This window comes from Actinoplanes sichuanensis (genome assembly GCF_033097365.1).
GTDB classification, from domain to species: Bacteria; Actinomycetota; Actinomycetes; order Mycobacteriales; family Micromonosporaceae; genus Actinoplanes; species Actinoplanes sichuanensis.
Genome location: NZ_AP028461.1, coordinates 9349943 through 9371567 on the forward strand (window position 1 = coordinate 9349943; position 21625 = coordinate 9371567).

Consider the following 21625-nt stretch of genomic DNA (forward strand, 5'->3'; position numbering starts at 1 on the left):
CAGGTGCCTAAAAAACATCGGCCGGGGTCCCGCCGGCCGGTGCGTCTCTCATGGTCCGGCTAGTCCCCGATGTCCGACATGGGCCGAACGGACGAACGTCCCCAGATAGACGGATGAAGCATGCCCGATTTTTGCGCGTTTTATACGCCAGATAGTGTCTCGTTTAGCCCGATTATCACGCTTAGGGGACCGGCGATTACGAAGAGTGTTCGCTTCGGGAGCGCTCCCGCGGGCCGAGAAAAGTAGGCGTCTGTCCCATTTCCGCAGGTCAATTGCATCGCTCGAGAAGTTGGACGACGCGCCAACGCGCCACCAACTTCTCGTAAGCCTCACTTGCTGACTCTGCGTCACCGCGAGAAAGTGCGGAAAGTCCGGCTGCCACCAGTCCGGGGGAATCGTCCTCGGTCAGGCTGTCCTCCGGGAGGAGGTTGACGAGACCGCCGTAGTCCAGCTCCACCACCGACCGCGGATGGAACTCCTCCAGCCAGCGCGTACCCTCCTCGACCGCCTCGGTGATCGGCGCGTCGCCGAGCGACTTGCGCAGCACCGAGACCGCCCGGTGCGCCCGCCGCCGGGCCTTGGAGATCTCGGTGCGGTACCGCAGGACCTTGCGCCGGCCGGACAGCGCGATCTCCCGCTCGTCCAGATCGACGAACGCGAACCAGCGCAACGGGACACCCCATGTGGCGGTCTGCTCGTGCACCCGCGGCACACCCTGTTCGAGGACCTTCGCGCCGCTGCGCCAGTCCTCCACGACCGCTTTCGCCTGCCCGGCCAACACCGGCGGGACGAACGCGTCGGCGAGCACGGCGGGCACCCCGTCCCGGGCGTTCAACGCGGCCTCGGCGACCCGCAGGCGCAGGTTCCACGGACAGACCAGCACCGCGCCGTCCCACTCCAGCACATAGGCCTCGTCCGGCAGGTCGGGCAGTCGGGTCCACCCGGCGCCCAGTGCTTCGAGCACGGCGGTGCGCTGCCGTGCGGGGCCCTCGACCAGGCCCAGATCGCGGCCCTCGCGCGCGTACTCACGCCAGAAGACCTGACGCTCCCGGTCGAAGGCGGTCAGTGGCTCGTAAACCCGTAGGTACGACGCGAACAGTGACGGCACGGCGCGATCCTTTCATGAATCCGGCCGACTGGAACTTCCCGGCGCGACGTAATCAGCGCGCTATTCGCACGACTACGCTCGGCGTAACCGGCTCACCCCGCCGGGATCATGGCCCCACGAAGGCCTACGCAGAGATCAGGAGAACCCACGATGGACGTGTTCGACACCGACGGGCACGAACAGGTCGTCTTCTGCCAGGACCGGGACACCGGACTGAAGGCGATCATCGGTATCTACTCGACCGCTCTCGGCCCCGCGCTCGGCGGCACGCGCTTCTACCCGTACGAGAGTGAGGCAGCCGCCCTCGCCGACGTCCTGAAGCTGTCCCGCGGCATGGCCTACAAGAACGCCATGGCCGGGCTCGACCTGGGCGGCGGCAAAGCGGTCATCTGGGGCGACCCGGCAAAACTCAAGAGCGAGGCCCTCCTCCGGGCGTACGGCCGGTTCGTCGACTCGTTGCGCGGCCGCTACTACACCGCCTGCGACGTCGGCACCTACGTGCAGGACATGGACGTGGTCGCCCGCGAGACGAGGTATGCGACCGGCCGCAGTGTCGAGCACGGCGGTGCCGGTGACTCCTCGGTCCTCACCGCCTGGGGCGTCTTCCAGGGCATGCGAGCCGCGGCCGAGCACACCTGGGGCACCCCGTCGCTCGCCGGCCGTACGGTCGGTGTCGCCGGTCTGGGCAAGGTCGGCAAGTATCTGGCCGGTCACCTGCTCGACGACGGCGCGACGGTGGTCGCCACCGACGTGAACGAGGCGGCGCTGACGTGGGCCCGCACCACCTACCCGCAGATCACGCTGGTGCCGGACACCCAGACCCTGATCACCTCCGACATCGACGTCTACGCGCCCTGCGCCCTCGGCGGCGCGCTGAACGACGACACGGTGCCGGTGCTGCGCGCCAAGGTGGTGACCGGCGGCGCCAACAATCAACTCGCCCACGCGGACATCAGCAAGGTCCTGGTGGACCGCGGCATCCTCTACACCCCGGACTACGTGGTGAACGCGGGCGGCGTCATCCAGGTCGCCGACGAGATCCACGGCTTCAACTTCGACCGGGCCAAGCTGCGGGCCACCGGGATCTTCGAGACCACCCGGCGCCTGCTCCAGCTCGCCGTCGACGAGGGTGTGCCGCCGGCGGTCGCGGCCGACCGGCTCGCCGAGAGGCGGATGGCGGAGGTCGGCCGGCTGCGTTCGATCTACCTCGGCTGAGGCGCTGAAATCACTGCCGCGCGCCGCTGGAGAAGGTCAACCGCGACGCGCGGCAGTGTCACACGCAACCCGAGGTGCCGAACTAGGCATCGTCCATGTACCGTAAGACCCACGAGAGATGCCTGACGTCATCGGGGCCCAGCCTTCGGGCTGCCCCGAATTCTGTGCGAGGGGGTCGAGCCATGGGGCGCGGCCGTGCTAAGGCCAAGCAGACGAAGGTGGCCCGGGAGTTGAAGTACCACTCCCCGAACACCGACCTCACCGCCTTGCAGCGCGAATTGGCGGGAACCCGCCAATCGGACCGTCATTTCGACGACGACAACGATGAGTTCGTCGACGATGACGAGGACGACGCTGCGGAAGACCAGGACACCTGGGGTGACCAGGACTCCTGGTCGCCTTCAAGGCGGAGCTGACCCCGTTTTCCACAGAGCACGCGGACTCACCCGCGTGCTCCCGTGTGTCACGGGGTGACGATTCCTACGGTTGAACGACTGAAGCCCACGCGGTTCGTCCGCGTGGGCTTCAACCGAGCCGCGTCGATCTTCAGCGTGGGCGGTTGTTCCAGTTGTAGAACGTAGGAATGTTTTCGAAGTGGTTCCAGGCGCACACCGCCGAGCCGCCGCTCTCTGGTGACTCCTCAGCGCGCTGTTGCCTGGCCTCTTCCGCCTCCGCGATGAGCGCGGCCAGCCCGGCCCGGGTGTCGTGCACCCGTGCCGTCACCGGATCCGTCTCCACGTCGTCAGACAGCCGTGGCTTCGTGATCTCGGGCATGGTCCAGCACTCCCTCCAATAGGCGAATCTTGCTGTTCCGGCAGTGGTTCGTCTCGGTCACGTCGAACCTGCCGTGTTCGAAGTACCGGTTGGCGGCGTGTGCTCCACCGCAGAAGCCGAAGTAAGGGCAGCTGCTCCGGCATGCCTCGATCCCGGTCAGGAACTCGCGGATCCACAGCGTGTCCTCCGCCCCGGCCAGGATCTCCGGCAGCGGTGTGGTCAGCACGTTGCCGCTGGAGAAGTCGCCGTACCGCGGGTCGTGGAAACCGGCCAGCTCGGGCGAGAGCAGCACGACTGTGCCGTCGTGAGCGATCGTCGGGATCGGGTCCAGCCGGCGGGGCAGCAGATCGTCCGCCCGGCCCTCCAGAACCGCTGACGCATACCTCAGCGACCACTCCACCTCACGCAGGTGGATCCGTGGGTCACGGCGCCAGGCGGTCACCAGCTCGGCCCAGAAGGCGCTCACCGCGGCCGGGTCGTGGCAGTTGAGTCGGGTGTTGACGCCCTCCTGCTCCTCGACGTTGATGCCGAGCACCTCGCAGCCGAGACCGAGGAAGTAGTCGTACAGCTCGGTGGCGACCCCGGGCCGCGGATCACCGACCACACACAGGGTGGAGAACGGGATGCCGTGCGCCCGGAGCCGCTCGATCCCGCGCACGATCAGGTCGTAGGCGGGCTTACCGGCCCGGTCCACCCGGTCGCCGTTGCGGCCACGCGGGCCGTCCACGCTGACGCTGACCCGGACATCGTGCTCGACGAAGAACTCGCACCACTCGTCGTCGATCAGCGTCGCGTTGGTCTGCACGTGGTGCTCCACGCCCGCGCCGAACGGCGCGAACAACGCGGCCAGATGGGCCCGGCCCGCGGCGAGCGGCTCACCGCCGTGCCACACCACCGAGAATCTTCCGGTACGGGCGAAGCCGGCCACACCCGCAGCGACCGCCTCGGCCACCGCGACCGGCATCTTCAAATTCTCCCGGCGCAACGGCAGGTAGCAGTACCCGCACGCGAGATTGCAGAGCGTAGTGGGCTGCATGACGACGTAGCCGGGTTCTGCCGAGATGCCCCGCATCCCGCTCCACGCAACCGTCATGTCCCCGCACACTCCCGTTTCCGGCACCTCGTGACTCAGGTCAGGCTAGGCCTCGCGCTCCACAGTCCATGCGAAAGATCCGCATGTGCCGGACATCGACACACGCGGATCATTTCACGTTGGGACTATTGCCAACCAGAATCACTTTCCGGTCAGCCCCGGGTGTACGACCCCATCATCTGCACGTCGCCGGAGCCCTCGACGACCTCGCCGACCTGCCAGGCCTCGACACCACGGCCGGTCAGGTAGGCCATCGCCCGGTCCGCGTCGTCGGATGAGACGACCGCGAACATGCCGACACCCATGTTGAAGGTGGCCTCCATCTCCGAGTCCTCGATCCGGCCCTTGGCCTGGATCAGGTCGAAGATCGGCTGCGGGCGCCACGTGGAGCGGTCCACGATCGCGTCCATGTTGGTGGGGAGCACCCGGTTCAGGTTGCCGGGGATGCCGCCGCCGGTGACGTGCGAGAACGCCCGGACGTCGGTCTCCTCGATCAGGCCCAGGCAGTCCTTGGCGTAGATCTTGGTGGGGGTGAGCAGTTCCTCGCCCAGGGTGCGCTGGGTGCCGAAGTCGTCGACCACGGTGTCCAGGCGCATCCGGCCGGCGCCGAGCAGCACGTGCCGGACCAGCGAGTAGCCGTTCGAGTGCAGGCCGGAGGAGCGCATCGCGATGACCGCGTCGCCCAGCTCGACCCGCTCCTTGCCGAGGATCTCGCTCTCCTCGACCACACCGACACCGGTGGCGGACACGTCGTACTCGTCCGGACGCAGCACACCCGGGTGCTCCGCCGTCTCACCGCCGAGCAGGGCACAACCGGCGTACCGGCAGCCGTCCGCGATCCCGGCGCCGATCTCGGCCACCTTGTCCGGGACGACCTCGCCGCAGGCGATGTAGTCGAGCAGGAACAGCGGCTCGGCGCCACACGCCACCAGGTCGTCGACGACCATGGCGACCAGGTCGATGCCGATCGTGTCGTGGATGTCGAGCTGCTGGGCGATCACCAGCTTGGTGCCCACGCCGTCGGTGGACGACGCCAGGATCGGGCTCTTGTACTTCGCGGTGTTCAGCCGGAACAGGCCGGAGAAGCCACCCAGGTCGCCGATCACCTCGGGCCGGGAGGTCTTCTTCACCTTCGCCTTGAGCAGCTCGACGGCACGGTCACCGGCGTGGATCGAGACACCCGCTTCCGCGTACGTGGCCGAGCGCTTGCGCGGACCGCGGCCTGAGCCGGCCGTCCAGGGCTGACGGTCGCCTCCCTCGGCGCCGTTGGATCCGGCACTGTTGCGCTCGGACACGTGCGTCACGGTTCTCCCCTTAGCGGTTCTGTGTAACTGAAAGAATCACGGGTGGTGCAGCGCGGTCGCGCCGCCGGGGCTGGCGACCAGCGGCTCCGATGCCGCCCGGTCGTCCTTTGCGAACTCGCGAGCCTCGTAGTCGCTCTCGAGCTCGGCGACGGCGGCACTGGCGGCCTCCGGGGAGGCACCGGGCATCTTCGCCCGGCGGCCGACACCCTCCAGGACGTGCTTGCCGATCAGATCGCCGGCCGGCAGCTCGATCGGGTACTCCCCGTCGAAGCACGCCATGCAGAGCCGCGACTTCGGCTGCTCGGTCGCCTGGACCAGACCGTCGAGCGAAACATAACCCAGGCTGTCGGCGCCGATCGAACGGCGGATCCCGTCGATCTCCAGACCGTTGGCGATCAGCTCGGCCCGGGTCGCGAAGTCGATGCCGTAGAAACACGGCCACTTCACCGGCGGCGACGAGATCCGGACGTGGATCTCGAGCGCGCCGGCCTCCCGCAGCATGCGGATCTGGGCGCGCTGGGTGTTACCGCGGACGATCGAGTCGTCGATCACCACGATCCGCTTGCCGCGGACCACCTCGCGCAGTGGGTTCAGCTTCAGCCGGATGCCGAGCTGACGGATGGTCTGCGACGGCTGGATGAAGGTGCGGCCCACATAGGCGTTCTTCATGAAACCGGCGCTGTACGGAATACCGGAGGCCTCCGCGTAACCGATCGCGGCCGGGATGCCCGACTCCGGCACACCGATCACCAGGTCGGCCTCGACCGGGTGCTCCTTGGCGAGTTTGCGGCCCACCTCGACCCGGGCCGAATAGATGTTGCGGCCGGCGATCGTGGTGTCCGGACGAGCGAGATACACATACTCGAAGAGGCAGCCCTTGGGCTCGGGCGCGGCGAAGCGGCTGGACCGCAGGCCGTGCTCGTCGATGGCGATTATCTCGCCGGGCTCGACCTCGCGGACGAAGCTGGCGCCGGTGATGTCCAGCGCGGCCGTCTCACTGGCGACCACCCAGCCACGCTCCATCCGGCCCAGCACCAACGGGCGGACGCCCTGCGCGTCACGGGCGGCGTAGAGGGTGTGCTCGTCCATGAAGACGAAGCTGAAGGCACCCCGCAGGGTCGGCAGCAGCTCCAGCGCGGCGGCCTCGACCGAGAGATCGGGACGGCCGGCGAGCAGCGTGGTGACCAGCGCGGTGTCGGACGTGGAGTCGCCGACCTCGAGGCCGCGGTCGGCGACCTCCTTGGCCAGCTCGGCCGTGTTGACCAGGTTGCCGTTGTGGGCCAGCGCGATCGTCGTGCCGGCCGGAGTGGCACGGATCGTGGGCTGCGCATTTTCCCAGTTGGAGCCACCGGTCGTGGAATAGCGCGCGTGGCCGATCGCGAGGTGGCCGCGGAGGCTCGCCAGCGTCGGCTCGTCGAACACCTGGGAGACCAGGCCGATGTCCTTGTAGACCACCACGCCGGACCCGTCACTCACCGCAATGCCGGCGGCTTCCTGCCCCCGGTGCTGAAGTGCGTAGAGCCCGAAATACGTGAGTTTGGCAACCTCCTCCTCGGGGGCCCAGACGCCGAAGACGCCGCAGGCATCCTGGGGGCCGCGCTCCTGGGGGTCGAGATCGTCGGTCAGTAGGCCGTCGCCTCGGGGCACCTGCTCGCTCCCTCATGTCGGGGTCTGCACGGACCGCGAACTCGCTGGTCCGTCCGACCGACCAGTGTACGCGAGCCCACGGGAAGGGCACCCGGGCTCGTCAGCCGAGAAGTGGCAGGTAGTCGGTGAGATCAGTACGTACACCGCTCGCTCGGAGACGTCCGTCACGCACCGCCTCGTCCCAGGGAAGGCGGCCGGTGGCCACGAGCAGCCACGTCATCGGATCCGTTTCGACCACATTGGGCGGTGTGCCACGCGTGTGCCGCGGACCGGCGACGCACTGAATCGCACCGAAAGGAGGAATCCGCACCTCCACCGAACGGCCAGGCGCCCGAACGGACAACTCGGTCAGCAGTGCTCGCACCGCATCACGCAGCACCGGACGGTCGGGCTCGACACCCCGGTCGACCGCATCCAACGCCTCGGCCACCGACTCGGATTTACTGTGCGCAGGAGACATGTCGGGACGATACGACCCGACTTGAGGAGAACGGCACACCGCCCTGGGTCGCGCGAGTGACGTATGACAAGGCATAGTTGCCGACGGTGTACACGTCGCGGGATCCACCGGACATCGAAGGAACCGGGGACCGCGCGACCGGAAGGCGGTGGACGTGACAACGCACCTACGTGCCCGGACGGCCCAGGCCGGTGCGTTCCTGGCACTGGTCGCAGGGCTGGTGGTCGGCATCCCAACGGCTGCTCAGGCTGTGACCCCGACTGTAACGATCGACTCTATCGAGCGTACGGTCTCGTCGGGCTCTACTGTAACCATTTCATACACCGTAAGTAACCCAGGGGCCTCAACCGCCACTCGGATCGACACGGACGTCACCACCAGCGCCGGCCGGTGCAACAGCGGCTGCCGGCCCGGCGACCCGATCGGTGCCGAGCCGAAGAAGTACCAGGCCACCCTGACCGCGCCGACAGTGGCCGCCGGTCAGACACAGCCGATGACGATCACGATCACGGCCAAGGATCCGACGGACCAGGCCGGTACCGGCTCGGCCGAGGAGACCATCCAGGTCGAGGGTCCGGCGGCGCCGACCACCGTGCGGCAGGTCTCCGGCCGGATCAAGGACGACTCGGGTGACCGCGTCTCCGGCGTCCAGGTGATCATGAAGGACAGCCAGGGCCACACCTACACGACCACCACCGACGGCAACGGCGGGTACACGTTCAACTCGTCCGACTCGCAGCCGATCGCGGTCGGCCAGATCCAGGTCGCCGCGGCCAAGGCCGGCTACGAGGCCGCCGACGCGACCGTGCAGGGCGCGGCCGGGCGGACCGTGACCGTCCCGCTGACGATCAAGAAGTCGGCCGCCGCAACCTCGGCGACGCCGTCCGCGAGCGCCTCGGCCACGACCGCGCCGACCGACGAAGCCACCGAGGACGAGGCCGAAGAGGGCGACGCCGGCGTCAACAAGATCGGCGACGACACCCAGCAAGCCTCCAACGCCTCGGACGACGGCGGCAGCAGCTGGCTGCTGATCGTCATGGGCGGCGTGCTCGTGGCGGCCGGTATCGCCGTCATGGTGCTGGTCCTGATGCGGCGTAAGAAGGCCGAAGAACTCGCCTCGGACACCGGTATCGGTCAGGTCCCGGCTCAGGTCGGCGGTGGCTTCGACGCCACCCGGGTGGCCGCTCCGGTCGGCGCCGGTCGCAACGACGCCACGATGGTCGCCCCCGGCGGCATGGGCGTGCGGCCCGCGGGGATGGCCGGCGGGCTCGGCGACGCGCCCACGATGGTCCACCGGACGCCGGTCGAGGACGAGTTCCCCGACCCGTACGGTGCTCCGCTGCCGTCGGGTGGCCAGTACGGCGGCGGCAACCAGTGGGACGACCAGCAGCAGGGTGGTGGGAACTACGGCGGCGGCCAGTACGGCGGCGCCACGCAGACCTACGGCCAGCAGGGTGACGCGTACGGTTCGGCGCAGGGCGGCGGCTACAACGACGGCGGCGGCCAGCAGCGCTACGACGAGCACACCAACCTGTACCAGCCGGAACAGCCCCAGCGGTACGACGAGCACACCAACCTCTACCAGCCCGAGCAGGGCGGCGGAAACTACGGTGGCGGTCAGTACGGCGGTGGCCAGGGTGGTTACGACCAGGGCGGGTACGACCAGCAGGGCGGCTACGACCAGGGCGGGTACGACCAGCACCAGCAGGGCGGCTACGACCAGCAGGGCGGGTACGACCAGGGCGGCTACCAGCAGGGTGGCAACTACGGCGGTGGTTACGACCAGGGTGGGTACGACCAGCACCAGCAGGGCGGTTATCCCCAGCAGGGTGGCAACTACGGCAACGGCTACCCGCAGCAGCAGCCCCCGCAGCAGGGTGGCGGCAACTACGGTCAGCGCCCCAACCGCGACTGGGACGACAACTGAGGTTCTGAAGTAGTGAAAAGGCCCCGCGCGGATCCGCGCGGGGCCTTTCTCCATGCGGTGCCTATCAGGCGGGCGGCTCGATCGGGCCACCCGGTGCCTGCGGGCTGAGCTCCAGCGTCACCGAGCGGACCTCGCCGGACGTCACCGGCGCGGACTCCTCGGTGGCAGCCGAAGCGACGGTCGGGGCGGCCATCTCGGCGGGACCGCCGAACAGGTCGCGCAGCGTCGCCGACCACGCCGTCCGCAGCTCCTCCAGCGGGATGGTGAACTGACCCTCCACCTGGAGCGCCGCCTCCTCGGAGGTGGTGCCGAGCGGGGTGACCGGCACACCGTGCTCGGCCACCAGGGCGAGGAACGCCTTGTCATGGCCGCGCGGCACGGCGACCAGGGCACGCCCGGCCGACTCGCTGAACAGGTGGACGAACGGCGAGTTACCGTCCTCCGGGAAGGCCACCTTCGCGCCGACGCCGTGGCGCAGGGTGCTCTCCACGAGCACCTGGGCCAGCCCGCCGTCGGAGAGGTCGTGCGCGGCGCTGACCAGACCGGACTTCGAAGCCTGCGCCATCACCTTGGCGAGCGCCTGCTCGGCGGCGAGGTCGACCTTCGGCGGGCGGCCGCCGAGGTGGCCGTGGGTCACCCAGGCCCACTCCGAGCCGGAGAGCTCCACACGGGTCTCACCGAGCAGGAAGAGCAGGTCGCCGCCGGCCTTGGCCGGACGCGGGAAGCCCATCGGGACGCGGCGGGCCACGTCGTCGAAGACACCGAGCACGCCGACCACCGGGGTGGGGTGGATCGCCGCGGCGCCGGTCTGGTTGTAGAAGCTGACGTTGCCGCCGGTCACCGGGGTGCCGAGCTCCAGGCAGCCGTCGGCGAGGGCCCGGCAGGCCTCGGCGAACTGCCACATCACGTGCGGGTCCTCGGGCGAGCCGAAGTTGAGGCAGTCGGTGACCGCGACCGGCTCGGCGCCGGTGACGGCCACGTTCCGGTACGCCTCGGCGAGCGCGAGCTTGGCCCCCTCGTACGGGTCGAGGCGTGCGAACCGCCCGTTCCCGTCGACGGAGAGCGCCACCCCGAGGCCGGTCTCCTCGTCGATCCGGAGCACGCCGGAGTCCTCCGGCTGGGCCAGGATCGTGTTGCCCAGCACGTACCTGTCGTACTGCTCGGTGACCCAGGTCTTGTCGCACAGGTTCGGCGACGCGGCCATCCGCAGCACGGTCTCCCGCAGCGCGTCGCCGGTCGACGGACGCGGCAGCGTCTCGGCCCGGTCGGCCTGGAGCAGCATCACATCGTTCGGCTCACGGATCGGCCGGTTGTAGACCGGGCCGTCGTCGGCGAGCGAACCCGGCGGTACGTCGACGACGACGTGATCGTTCCAGGTGATGTGCAGACGGCCCGGGGTGCCGTCAGCGGAGGCCGCGGTGACCTCGCCGATGGCGGTGGCCCAGACACCCCACTTCTCGGCGACCTTGAGCACCGCGTCGAGGTTTTCCGGCGTGACGATCAGGAGCATGCGCTCCTGCGACTCGCTGGCCAGGATCTCGGTCGGCGACATCGAGGCCTCACGCAGCGGGACCCGCTCCAGCCAGACGCGCATGCCGGTGCCGGCCGCGGCGGCCGTCTCGGTGAGCGCACAGGTGAGGCCGGCGCCGCCGAGGTCCTGGATGCCGGAGACGAGACCGGCGTCGTACAGCTCCAGGCAGCTCTCGATCAGCAGTTTCTCCATGAACGGGTCGCCGACCTGCACCGACGGGCGGCGCTGCTCGGCCTCCTCGTCGAAGGTGGCCGACGCCAGCACGGAGACACCGCCGATGCCGTCCCGGCCGGTCCGCGCACCGAGCAGCACGACGATGTTGCCGGTGCCGGTGGCCTCCTTCTTCTGGAGGCGCTCGACCGGCAGCACACCGATGCTGAGCGCGTTGACCAGCGGGTTGCCCTGGTAACACGGGTCGAAGACGATCTCGCCGCCGATGTTGGGCAGGCCCAGGCAGTTGCCGTAGCCACCGATGCCGGCGACCACACCGGGCAGGACCCGGGCGGTGTCGGGGTGGTCGTGCGCACCGAAGCGCAGCGGGTCCATCACCGCGATCGGCCGGGCGCCCATCGCCAGGATGTCGCGGACGATGCCGCCGACACCGGTCGCCGCGCCCTGGTACGGCTCGACGTAACTGGGGTGGTTGTGCGACTCGACCTTGAAGGTGACCGCGATCTTGTCGGAGATCTGCACCACACCGGCGTTCTCCCCGATGCCCGCCAGCATCCGGGTGTTCTGCGGCGCCTTCTCACTGAACTGCTTGAGGTGCACCTTGCTCGACTTGTACGAGCAGTGCTCGCTCCACATGATCGAGTACATCGCCAGCTCGGACGCGGTGGGCCGGCGGCCCAGGATCTCGCGGATCTTGGCGTACTCGTCGTCCTTCAGCCCGAGGTCGGCGTAGGGCTGGAGCTCCTCCGGGGACTTCTCCGCCCGCTCGACGGTGTCCGGCTCGTCGGAGCCGGTGGCGAGCACGTCTGTCGCAGCGAAGCCACTCTGCTGCGTCGTCACTTTTGTCCCCCTGCGAGCTGACCGTCCTTCGCCAGGCTGCGCAGGACTGAGGTGAAGAAGCCGAGGCCGTCGAGCGACGGGCCGGTCAGCGCCTCCACGGCGTGTTCCGGGTGCGGCATGATGCCGACGACGTTGCCGGCCTCGTTGGTGATTCCCGCGATGTCGCGCTGCGAGCCGTTCGGGTTGCCCTTGATGTAACGGGCGATGACCCGGCCCTCGGCCTCCAGCGCGTCGAGGGTCTTGGTGTCGGCGACGAAGCAGCCCTCACCGTTCTTCACCGGGATCAGGATCTCCTGGCCCGGGGTGAAGCCGTTGGTCCAGGCGGTGCCGGTCGACTCGACCTTGAGCCACTGGTCACGGTTGCGGAAGTGCAGGTGCTGGTTTCGGGTCAGGGCGCCGGGCAGCAGATGTGCCTCGCACAGGACCTGGAAGCCGTTGCAGATGCCGAGCACGGGCAGACCGCCCCGCGCCGCATCGATGATGGACTCCATCACCGGCGCGAACCGGGCGATGGCGCCGCAGCGCAGATAGTCGCCATACGAGAACCCGCCCGGGAGGACGACCGCGTCGACGCCGTGCAGGTCCGGGTCGCCGTGCCAGAGGCGGACGGCCTCGGCTCCGGCGATCCGGGCGGCGCGGGCGGCGTCCCCGTCATCCAGCGAACCCGGGAAGGTGACCACACCGATCCGCATGGTCAGGCGACCTCCGCCGCGGCGCCCTCGACGCGGATCTCGAAGTCCTCGATCACCGGGTTGGCGAGCAGCTTGTCGGCGATCTCACGGGCCCGGTCAAGGTCGGGCTCCCCAGTGAAATCGATCTCGATCCGGCGGCCGATGCGGACAGAAGAGACATCGGTGACGCCGAGCCGGGGCAGCGCATTCGCCACCGCTTGACCCTGCGGGTCCAGGATCTCCGGCTTGAGCATGACGTCGACCACGACGCGAGCCACGGGCACTCCTGACTGATAGGTGTAAGCAGGCGAAGCCTACCCGGTGGACCCCGCGGACCAGCCGGGGGCCGGTGTCGGCAGCCCGACGCGAGCGTCTTTGAGCAGGGCTTGCGTGTCCGCCCCGCAGCCATCACCCAGTGATATGTATCAATTGGACTCTGGGCCGGGGGCCTGGAAGCGTCTTAGTTTGCATTCGTCGATTTCTATTAACGTTCCCCAGAAGGAGATCTCGACGTGCGCATTCGACTCCTGGCTGCCGTCGCCGGCACGGTCGCGGCCCTGATCGCCCCCACCGCCGCCCAGGCCGAACCGGCCGTCCCCAGCATCATCGGAGGTGGCACCGTCTCGTCGGCGCCGTGGGCCGCCGCCGTCTTCAGTAACGGCAGTTTCACCTGCTCCGGCACGATCATCTCGGCCAACTACGTGCTCACCGCGCGGCACTGCGTGAGCGGCACCATGTCGGTACGCGTCGGCAGCGTCACCTACGCCTCCGGCGGTGTCACCCGGACCGTCGCGTCCTCGTCGACCCGCTACGACCTGGCCCTGCTGCGCCTGAGCAGCTCGGTCAGCACCTCGTACATGCCGCTGTCCAGCGCGTACCCGCCGGTCGGCTCGACCAACAGCATCTACGGGTGGGGCATGACCTGCTACTCGGGCTGCTCGGCGTCACCGACCCTGAAGACCGCCACGGTGCAGGTCACCTCGACCAACCAGACCGACGCCTACGGCGGCCGGGCGATCGGCAGCACCCGGATCAACGGCAACGCCTGGCGCGGCGACTCGGGCGGCCCGCAGGTCTACAACGGCGCCCAGGTGGGTGTCGCGTCGACCGCGGACGGCACGAGCCGCCAGTACTACGGCAGCGTCGCCTACAACCGGGCGTGGATCACGTCGATCGCGGGCGTCTGAAAAAAGCCAGGCACCTGAGAGAAAGCAAGGCACCTCTGAGAAGCAAGGCACTTCAGGGAGCCAAGCCAGGCGCCTCAGGAGCTAGAGGATCGGCGCGGGTGCGTACGCCGCCGCTGACGGATGCTGGGCCACGATCTCAGCGACCCGATCGGCGACCGCACGCACCTGCGCCGGCGCCGCGCCGACGAAGGCGGCCCGGTCCGCGACCAGCGTGTCGATCTCGCCCCGGGAGAGCTGCAGCCGCTCGTCGGCCGCAAGGCGGTCGAAGAGGTCGTTGACCGCCACACCCTTCTCCCGCATGGCCAGCGCCACGCCGACCGCGTGCTCCTTGATCACCTCGTGCGCGACCTCCCGGCCGACACCCTTGCGCACCGCCGCGACCAGCACCTTCGTGGTGGCCAGGAAGGGCAGGAAACGGTCCAGCTCACGGCCGATCACCGCCGGGTACGCCCCGAACTCGTCGAGCACGGTGAGGAACGTCTGGAACAGGCCGTCAGTGGCGAAGAACGCATCCGGCAGAGCCACCCGGCGCACCACCGAGCAGGAGACGTCGCCCTCGTTCCACTGGTCGCCGGCCAACTCGCCGACCATCGACAGGTAGCCCCGGACGATCACCGCGAGGCCGTTGACCCGCTCCGACGAGCGAGTGTTCATCTTGTGCGGCATCGCCGACGAGCCGACCTGCCCCGGCTTGAAGCCCTCGGTGACCAGCTCCTGGCCGACCATCAGCCGGATCGTGGTGGCCAGCGACGACGGACCGGCGACGACCTGGGCGAGCGCCGAGACCACGTCGAAGTCGAGCGACCGCGGATAGACCTGGCCGACGCTGGACAGCACCCGCTTGAACCCCAGGTGCTCGGCGACCCGCTGCTCCAGGCTCGCCACCTTGTCGGAGACGCCGTCGAAGAGGTCGAGCTGGTCGGCCGCGGTGCCGACCGGGCCCTTGATGCCGCGCAGCGGGTAGCGGCCGATCAGGTCGTCCAGCCGCTCGTAGGCGATCAGCAACTCCTCGGCCGCCGACGCGAACCGCTTACCCAGCGTGGTGGCCTGCGCCGCGACGTTGTGCGACCGGCCGGTCATCACCAGGTCGGAGTGCTCGACGGCGAGCGTGGTCAGCCGAGCCAGGGTGGCCACCACCCGGCCGCGGACCAGCTCGAGCGAGGCCCGGATCTGAAGCTGCTCGACATTCTCGGTGAGGTCGCGCGACGTCATGCCCTTGTGGATCTGCTCGAACCCGGCCAGCTCGCTGAACTCCTCGATGCGGGCCTTCACGTCGTGCCGGGTGACCCGCTCGCGCTGGGCGATCGACTCCAGGTCGACCCGGTCGAGCACCGCCTCATACGCCTCGACCGCGCCCTCCGGAACGTCGACGCCGAGGTCACGCTGAGCCTTGAGGACCGCGAGCCAGAGCTTGCGCTCCATCCGGATCTTCTCCTCCGGGGACCAGAGGGTGACGAGGTCGGCGGAGGCGTACCGGGCGGCGAGCACGTTCGGGATGGTCACGGCACCGATTCTGTCACGGGCCGCGGTTCGTCCTCCGGCAGCCGGTGACGCAGGGTGCGTACGTCACGGCTGGCCAGCATGCCCAGCACCGCGACCACGGCCACCACACCGGCTCCGATCAACGCCGCCCGCGGCCCGACCACCTCGGCGATCGGCCCGATCGCCACCTGCCCCACCGGGATCGCGGCGAAAGAGCCGACCATGTCGTACGAGTAGACCCGGGCCAGCCGGTCGGCGGGCACGTGCTCCTGCATCGTGGTCTCCCAGGCGACCCCGAACTGTTCGAGCGTCAACCCGGTCACGAACATGGCCAGGAACAGCGCCCAGAGCTGTGGATGGCCGCCCAGCACGAACAGCGGCAGCGCCATCCCGAAACAGCTCACCACTCCGACGAGGAGCAGCCGGCGCAGCTTCAGGCGGATGGCCAGCAGCCCGCCGAGGATCATCCCGGCCGTCTCGGCGGCGAGCACCAGGCCCCAGGCCGGCCGGCCGATGGTCTGGTCGGCCACCACCGGCCCGAGCACGTAGAGCCCACCGGACCAGGCCGCGTTGAGCAGCGAGAAGCCGGCCACCACCACCCACAGCCAGGTGCGGGACCGGAATTCCGACCACCCGGTCCGCAGGTCGGCGAACACCTTCGAGCGCTCGCCGGACCGGACCGGCATGGTGACCCGGATCAGCGCGAAACAGAGCCCGGCGACGACGAACGCGGCCGCGTCGACGGCGATCCCGACACCGGGCCCGGTCGCCGCGACCACCACCCCGGCGAGCGGGGAGCCGAGGACCATCGCGCCGTTCAGTGCGATCCGGCTGACGGCGATGGCCTGCAGGCGTACCCCCTCGGGCACGGTCAGCGGCAGCAGCGCCGCGCTGGCCGGAAGCGCCACCGCGGCGGTCACCCCGTTGACCACCGAGAGGGCGATCAGCAGCGGGATCGTCGCGGTGCCGGTCAGCACCAGGACGGCGACCGCGGCCTGGGTCGCCGCCGCGGCGGCGTTCGACCCGACCATCAGCAGATGCCGCGGCAGCCGGTCGGCCAGCACCCCGCCGAACAGCAGGAACAACACGTTGGCGAGGGTGCGGGCACCGACGACGAGGCCCAGGTCGCCGGCGGAGCCGGTCAGGTCGAGGACGGCGAAGGCGAGGGCGATCGGCGCGAACGAGTTGCCCAGCGCGTTGACGGTGCGTCCGGCGAGCAGGAATCGGTACGGGATGTGCCGCAGCGGCGCGAGCGCGTTCACTCCGCCTCCTCCTCTCGCACCTGGAACATGCCGACCGTGGTGCTGGTGCGGACGGTGCCGGGAGTGCGTGGCGGCCGGGCCGCCCGGTGCAGGTCGTCGACGGCCGCCGAGATCCGGTCGCGGATGCTCAGCCAGACGTCGGGCTCGACCCAGAAGTCACCGTCGGCGAAAAGACCCGCACCCTCGACGAAGCGGGCGTCCGAGCTGCGCCGGATCAGCTCGTGGGCGAGCGAGGCGAGTTCGGCCCGGCGTTGCTCGTCGGACCAGGGCGTACGGGGCTCGCGGTGTAAGTCGTACCGGTATCTCTTGGCCACGCCTCCGCGGATCTTCTCCTCGCCGGCCACCACGATCAGCCCGCCGGAGAGAAGATTGCGGAGGTGGTAGCTGGCGTTGGCGTGGGTGAGCCCGAGCTCGCGGGCGACCTCGGCCGCGGTCATCTCCGCACCGGTCAGCAGCGACATGATCTGCAACCGGACCGGGTGGGCCAGCGCTCGCAACGCGGCCGTCTCACCATCTCCCAAAGACATGTTGGGCAGTCTAAGGACGCACCGCCCCCACTGTCCAATGGTTATTTGGGAGTGGCACACTGCACGAACACGCGGCATTCTCGCTAAAGTTACCGGCGAGTAAACCGGCGAACTCCGAGAGGAACCCTGATGACTGACTTCAGCCCCGAGTCGCTTGCGTCGATCGGTCCGAAGGAGTTCACGCAGCTCGTCAAGTCCACCCCGGACGCCAAGATCTCCGAGGTGATGGCCTCGGAGAGGCGCACCAAGATCCTCGACGAGGTTTTCAACCGGATGCCGGGGCTCTTCCGCGCGGACCGGGCCGGCGACACCGCCACCGTCATCCACTGGATCATCTCGGGCGGCCCCGAGGACACCTCGGACACCTACGAGACCGTGATCGAAAACGCGACGTGCACGGTGACCAGCACCCCGATCCGCGAACCGAAGCTCGCGATGACGATGGACGGACTGACCTTCCTCAAGATCGTCTCCGGCACCGGCAACCCGGTGATGCTGTTCATGACCGGCAAGATCAAGACCAAGGGCGACGTCACCCTCGCCACCAGCATCCCCAAGCTGTTCGACATCCCCAAGGGCTGATCGACCCCGCGGCGGTACGACTGACCGCGTCAGAGAAAGCCGTGGTCGCGGGCGTAGATGGCGGCCTGGGTCCGGTCCCGTAGGCCGAGCCGGGCCAGGATGTTCGAGACGTGATTCTTGACCGTCCCCTCACTCACGTAGAGCTGCGCGGCGATCTCCCGGTTGGTGGCACCCCGGGCGATCAGCCGCAGCACGGCCCGCTCCCGGTCGGTCAGGTCGACCCGGGGCGTCGCCGTCACCGCGCCCCGGTCCAGAGCCGTGACCAGCCGCTGGAGCACCGCGCTGTCGTGCTGGTCGACGCCGGCGCGGGCCAGCCGTACCGCCTGGGCCAGGTCTTTCGGGGGTAGGTCCTTGAGCAGGTAACCGCCGGTTCCGGCCCGCAGCGCCCGGACGACGTATTCCTCGTCGTCGAAGGTGGTCAGCATCAGCACCCGGCAGGCCGGCAGTCGTTCGCGCAACAGCTCGGCGGCCCGCAGACCGTCCAGGACCGGCATTCGGACGTCCATCAGCACCACGTCCGGGACGGTGGCCAGAGCCAGCTCGACCGCGGCCCGACCGTCGGCCGCCGTGCCGACCACCTCGATACCCGGTTCGATGCTCAGCAGCGAGGCGATGCCCTCCCGGATCAGGGCCTGATCGTCGGCGACCAGCACCCGGACCGGCTGCTCGGTCACCGGGCCACCGCCGGGACACTCGCCACGATCCGGGTTCCGTGACCCGGCCGGGACTCCACCCGCACGCTGCCGCCCAGCGCCGCCAGCCGATCCCGCATCCCGCTCAGCCCGCCACCGGACGTGCTCTCCGGCTCGAACCCGCGCCCGTTGTCCTCGACCTCCAGCACCGCCTCGGCCCCGGCGCCGCGGACCGCCACCCGCACCAGGTCGGCGTCGGCGTGGCGGCGGGCGTTGGTCAGCGCTTCCTGGGCGACCCGGTAGAGCGCCTCCGTACCCGCCCCGCCCTGTTCGAGTTCGGTGTCACCCAGGTCGAGGACCACCCGGAAATCCGGGTCGTCCAACCCCTCGACCAGCGCGTACAGGGCGGTGACCAGGGAGAACGGCTCGGCTCGAAGGGCACCGACCGACTCGCGTACCTCCTGGAGGGCACGGCTCGCCGCCCGCCGCGCGTCAGCGACCGCGCGGTCCGCGGCCTCCGGATCCCGTTCCCGGAACGCCTCCGCCTTCGCCAACTGCACGCTGATCGCGGTCAGATGGTGGCCGACGCTGTCGTGGATGTCCCGGGCCAGCCGGTTCCGTTCGCTCGCGGCGCTCAGCTCGGCGACCCGCTCCTGTGTCGCGGTCAACTCCGTCACCAGTCGTTCCGCCTGTAACCGGCTTCGGTTCTGCTCGACCGCGACGGCAGCCGTGGCCACCGCCAGGACCAGGCCGATGAAGAGCATGAACAGTTCGGAGACGACCGCGGGGTCGGACCGGCCGCCGCTGACCGTGGTGGCCCGGGTCAGCGCCATCACCAGGTAGAACGTCGCCAGCCCGATACCGGCGGCGCGGCCCAGCCAGAAGTACGCGAAGAACGGCACCAGCACGAAGAGGGCCCGCGAGAATCCCGCGCCGTCCGCCGCGTACACCGTCTCCAGCAGCACGATCCGGATCAGCAGCATGGCCATCGACCATCGCCGCGTGCGGGGCCGCCGCCAGTCCACCTGTTCGACCACGAGCAGCGCGATCAGGCCGCCGAGGTAGACGGCCAGCTCGACGCGCGACCAGTCCGGGGCCAGGCCGGCGCCGACGTAGTAGAGACCGGTGAGCATGACGGCGGTGTAGAGGAGCGAGGCCATCCAGCGCAGCGGCGGAGCATCCACAGCCATGCCGCCACGCTAGGTGACCGCCACGAGCCTGGACCAGCGCCGGCGTCGATGTCTGGCCACAGGTCATGTGCCGGATGACCGCCCACCCCGGAGACTCCTGGCCGGGCGGCACTGTCCCGGTCCCGGGCGGCCCGGCCACGGTGGTCGGCATCCACCCGACCAAGGAGTCACCATGTCCGATCGGATGCTCTACCGCCTCGCAGCCCTCACCGGCCTCGTCGGCGGGTTCCTCACCCTGGTCGCCGTCGCCCGGCGTGCCGGACTCCTGCCGGAGAACGCCTTCACCCATGCTCTGGCGCCGCCCGCCTCGGCACTCCTGCTGCTCACCCTGACCGCGCTCTACCTGCGCCAACGACGGGAGGCGGGCCGGCTCGGGCTGGCCGGGTTCGTGCTGCACCACCTCGGACTGAGCGGGCTCTTCGCGATCGAGTTCCTCACCCACGCGGTCCTGCAATATCAGGACGCGGCGACCCGGGAGGCCGTGCTCACCGGGCCGGGACGACCGTACTTCCTGGTGGTCGCCTTGACGTTCCTGATCGGGGTGGTGCTCTTCGGCGTCGCGTCGTGGCGGGCCGGGATGCTGCCCCGGGCGGCTCTGGCCCTCTACGTGCCGGGGCTGAGTGCGGCGGCCTTGCGGGCCGTCGTGCCCGAGGCGCTCTACCTGGGTGGGCTGGTGGCCGGGGCCGCGGGCGTCCTGTGGTTCTCGATCACGCTGCTGCAGGACGCCACACGGCCGATCGTCACAGCGTGATGCGACCCTCGACGGCACGCAGGGCGATGTCGGTCCGGTACTGGGCGCCGTCCAGTCGGATCCCGTCGACCAGGGCGTAGGCGGCCTCGCGGGCACCCGTCAGATCGGCGCCGGAAGCGGTCACGCTGAGCACCCGGCCACCGGCGGAGACCAGCGCGCCCTCGGCGTTGCGGGCGGTACCGGCGTGGATCACGCCGGGCCGCTCGGCACCCTCGATGACATCACCGGTCCGAGGCACACCCGGGTAGTTGTGACTGGCCACGACGACCGTGATGGCCGAGCCGGACTTCCAGCTCAGCGGGGCGTGCTCGGCCAGTGTGCCGGTGGCCGCGGCATTCAGCAGACCGGCCAGCGGGGTCTCCAGCAGTGCCAGCACCACCTGGGTCTCCGGGTCACCGAAGCGGGCGTTGAACTCGATCACCTTCGGGCCGTCGGGGGTGAGCGCCAAGCCGACGTAGAGCAGGCCGGCGAACGGCGTACCCCGTCGGCGCATCTCGGCCAGCGTCGGCTCGACGGTCTCCCGCAGCACCCGCTCGGTCAGGTCGGCCGGTGCCCAGTCGAGCGGGGCGTAGGCGCCCATGCCGCCGGTGTTCGGCCCCTCGTCACCGTCGAGCAGACGCTTGAAGTCCTGCGCCGGCATCAGCGGGGCGACCGCGGTGCCGTCGGTGACCACGAAGAGCGACACCTCGGGGCCGGGCAGGAACTCCTCGATGACGACCTTGCCGCACGCCTCGGCGTGGATCAGCGCCTCGTCGAGGTCGTCGGTCACCACCACGCCCTTGCCGGCGGCCAGGCCGTCGTTCTTCACCACGTAGGGCGCACCGAGCTCCTCCAGCGCGGCCCGGGCCTCGGCGACCGTGGTGCAGTCGAACGAACGGGCGGTGGGCACACCGGCGGCGGCCATCACCTCGTTGGCGAACGCCTTGGAGCCCTCCAGGCGCGCGGCCGCCGCGGACGGGCCGAAACAGGCGATGCCCTTGGCCCGGACCGCGTCGGCGACACCGGCCACCAGCGGGGCCTCCGGGCCGATCACCACGAGGTCGGCACTCAGCTCGACGGCGAGCGCGGCGACGGCGGCCGGATCGGTGGCCTTCACGTCGTGCAGCTCAGCGAGCTGGGCGATGCCCGGGTTACCCGGCGCCGCGGCCAGGAAGTCGACGGACGGGTCGGCGGAGAGCCCGACGGCAAGCGCGTGCTCGCGCCCACCGGAGCCGATCAGAAGTACGCGCACGACGGCCCATCCTACCTGCGGTGGCGTCGCGTAAACTTTC

At 69.7% G+C, this 21625-nt stretch carries 21 protein-coding genes; 6 read left to right on the plus strand and 15 right to left on the minus strand.

Annotation, left to right across the window (positions count from 1 at the left end; translation table 11 throughout):
- Nucleotides 1-268 precede the first annotated feature (268 nt).
- The gene (locus Q0Z83_RS43020) at nt 269-1108 is read right to left on the minus strand and encodes a hypothetical protein (protein ID WP_317789218.1); all 840 of its coding nucleotides are present in this window, start codon (nt 1106-1108) and stop codon (nt 269-271) included.
- 150 nt (nt 1109-1258) lie between these two features.
- Between Q0Z83_RS43020 and Q0Z83_RS43025 the strand changes: the two genes are divergently transcribed.
- Both Q0Z83_RS43025 and Q0Z83_RS43030 read left to right on the plus strand, forming a co-directional pair.
- Complete coding sequence (locus Q0Z83_RS43025; protein ID WP_317789219.1) at nt 1259-2323, plus strand: Glu/Leu/Phe/Val family dehydrogenase; 1065 nt, start codon at nt 1259-1261, stop codon at nt 2321-2323.
- A gap of 182 nt (nt 2324-2505) precedes the next feature.
- Nucleotides 2506-2739 (plus strand): DUF3073 domain-containing protein, encoded by a 234-nt coding sequence (locus Q0Z83_RS43030; RefSeq protein WP_093620685.1) that lies wholly within the window; start codon nt 2506-2508, stop codon nt 2737-2739.
- Nucleotides 2740-2869: 130 nt separating this feature from the next.
- Here the strand turns inward: Q0Z83_RS43030 and amcA are convergent, their stop codons facing one another.
- From amcA to Q0Z83_RS43055, 5 genes are all read right to left on the minus strand, one after another.
- Nucleotides 2870-3097, minus strand: a complete 228-nt coding sequence (amcA, locus tag Q0Z83_RS43035) for a multiple cyclophane-containing RiPP AmcA (RefSeq protein ID WP_317789220.1) — start codon at nt 3095-3097, stop codon at nt 2870-2872.
- Nucleotides 3066-4169 carry a cyclophane-forming radical SAM peptide maturase AmcB gene (gene amcB, locus Q0Z83_RS43040; protein ID WP_317797285.1) on the minus strand — a complete coding sequence of 368 codons (1104 nt, stop codon included), beginning with the start codon at nt 4167-4169 and terminating at the stop codon, nt 3066-3068. The genes amcA and amcB overlap by 32 nt, the downstream gene beginning before the upstream one ends.
- Before the next feature lie 173 nt (nt 4170-4342).
- Nucleotides 4343-5494: a phosphoribosylformylglycinamidine cyclo-ligase gene (gene purM, locus Q0Z83_RS43045; protein WP_317789221.1), complete on the minus strand. Its 1152-nt coding sequence runs from the start codon at nt 5492-5494 to the stop codon at nt 4343-4345.
- A gap of 36 nt (nt 5495-5530) precedes the next feature.
- Complete coding sequence (gene purF, locus Q0Z83_RS43050) at nt 5531-7141, minus strand: amidophosphoribosyltransferase (protein WP_317789223.1); 1611 nt, start codon at nt 7139-7141, stop codon at nt 5531-5533.
- 100 nt (nt 7142-7241) lie between these two features.
- Nucleotides 7242-7601, minus strand: a complete 360-nt coding sequence (locus Q0Z83_RS43055; protein ID WP_317789224.1) for a sterol carrier family protein — start codon at nt 7599-7601, stop codon at nt 7242-7244.
- Nucleotides 7602-8094: 493 nt separating this feature from the next.
- Between Q0Z83_RS43055 and Q0Z83_RS43060 the strand changes: the two genes are divergently transcribed.
- Entirely contained in the window at nt 8095-9528 is a 1434-nt protein-coding gene (locus tag Q0Z83_RS43060) for a carboxypeptidase-like regulatory domain-containing protein (RefSeq protein WP_317789225.1), read from the plus strand.
- A gap of 64 nt (nt 9529-9592) precedes the next feature.
- Here the strand turns inward: Q0Z83_RS43060 and purL are convergent, their stop codons facing one another.
- Genes purL through purS form a run of 3 tightly spaced genes read right to left on the minus strand, consistent with a single transcriptional unit; the run spans nt 9593 to nt 13019 of the window.
- Nucleotides 9593-12034 carry a phosphoribosylformylglycinamidine synthase subunit PurL gene (gene purL, locus Q0Z83_RS43065; RefSeq protein WP_317797286.1) on the minus strand — a complete coding sequence of 814 codons (2442 nt, stop codon included), beginning with the start codon at nt 12032-12034 and terminating at the stop codon, nt 9593-9595.
- A gap of 32 nt (nt 12035-12066) precedes the next feature.
- Nucleotides 12067-12768 (minus strand): phosphoribosylformylglycinamidine synthase subunit PurQ, encoded by a 702-nt coding sequence (gene purQ, locus Q0Z83_RS43070; RefSeq protein WP_317797287.1) that lies wholly within the window; start codon nt 12766-12768, stop codon nt 12067-12069.
- Nucleotides 12765-13019, minus strand: coding sequence for a phosphoribosylformylglycinamidine synthase subunit PurS (gene purS, locus Q0Z83_RS43075; RefSeq protein WP_317789226.1), 255 nt, complete (start codon nt 13017-13019; stop codon nt 12765-12767). Before purS ends, purQ begins: the two co-directional genes overlap by 4 nt.
- Nucleotides 13020-13253: 234 nt before the next feature.
- Here purS and Q0Z83_RS43080 point away from each other — a divergent pair, with 234 nt between their 5' ends.
- Nucleotides 13254-13928: a S1 family peptidase gene (locus Q0Z83_RS43080; RefSeq protein ID WP_378078459.1), complete on the plus strand. Its 675-nt coding sequence runs from the start codon at nt 13254-13256 to the stop codon at nt 13926-13928.
- Between the two features lie 81 nt (nt 13929-14009).
- Here Q0Z83_RS43080 and purB read toward each other — a convergent pair whose 3' ends face one another.
- From purB to Q0Z83_RS43095, 3 genes are read right to left on the minus strand one after another with little or no spacing between them, the layout of a single operon-like run.
- Complete coding sequence (gene purB / locus Q0Z83_RS43085) at nt 14010-15431, minus strand: adenylosuccinate lyase (protein WP_317789228.1); 1422 nt, start codon at nt 15429-15431, stop codon at nt 14010-14012.
- Entirely contained in the window at nt 15428-16672 is a 1245-nt protein-coding gene (locus Q0Z83_RS43090; RefSeq protein WP_317789229.1) for an MFS transporter, read from the minus strand. Before Q0Z83_RS43090 ends, purB begins: the two co-directional genes overlap by 4 nt.
- Nucleotides 16669-17199, minus strand: a complete 531-nt coding sequence (locus tag Q0Z83_RS43095) for an ArsR/SmtB family transcription factor (protein ID WP_317789231.1) — start codon at nt 17197-17199, stop codon at nt 16669-16671. Before Q0Z83_RS43095 ends, Q0Z83_RS43090 begins: the two co-directional genes overlap by 4 nt.
- Nucleotides 17200-17328: 129 nt before the next feature.
- On the opposite strand from Q0Z83_RS43095, the gene Q0Z83_RS43100 reads away from it, so the two are divergent.
- Complete coding sequence (locus tag Q0Z83_RS43100) at nt 17329-17781, plus strand: SCP2 sterol-binding domain-containing protein (RefSeq protein WP_317789233.1); 453 nt, start codon at nt 17329-17331, stop codon at nt 17779-17781.
- A 29-nt stretch (nt 17782-17810) separates the two neighbouring features.
- On the opposite strand, the gene Q0Z83_RS43105 is transcribed toward Q0Z83_RS43100, so the two are convergent.
- On the minus strand, nt 17811-18455 hold the full coding sequence (locus tag Q0Z83_RS43105) for a response regulator (protein WP_317789234.1): 645 nt from the start codon (nt 18453-18455) through the stop codon (nt 17811-17813).
- Nucleotides 18452-19603 carry a sensor histidine kinase gene (locus tag Q0Z83_RS43110; RefSeq protein ID WP_317789235.1) on the minus strand — a complete coding sequence of 384 codons (1152 nt, stop codon included), beginning with the start codon at nt 19601-19603 and terminating at the stop codon, nt 18452-18454. The genes Q0Z83_RS43105 and Q0Z83_RS43110 overlap by 4 nt, the downstream gene beginning before the upstream one ends.
- A 172-nt stretch (nt 19604-19775) precedes the next feature.
- Between Q0Z83_RS43110 and Q0Z83_RS43115 the strand changes: the two genes are divergently transcribed.
- A complete protein-coding gene (locus tag Q0Z83_RS43115; protein WP_317789236.1) occupies nt 19776-20354 on the plus strand; it encodes a hypothetical protein in 579 nt (192 codons plus the stop codon).
- Here Q0Z83_RS43115 and purD read toward each other — a convergent pair.
- Entirely contained in the window at nt 20344-21585 is a 1242-nt protein-coding gene (gene purD / locus Q0Z83_RS43120; RefSeq protein WP_317789238.1) for a phosphoribosylamine--glycine ligase, read from the minus strand. The two genes, Q0Z83_RS43115 and purD, sit on opposite strands and share 11 nt — an antisense overlap.
- Nucleotides 21586-21625 lie beyond the last annotated feature (40 nt).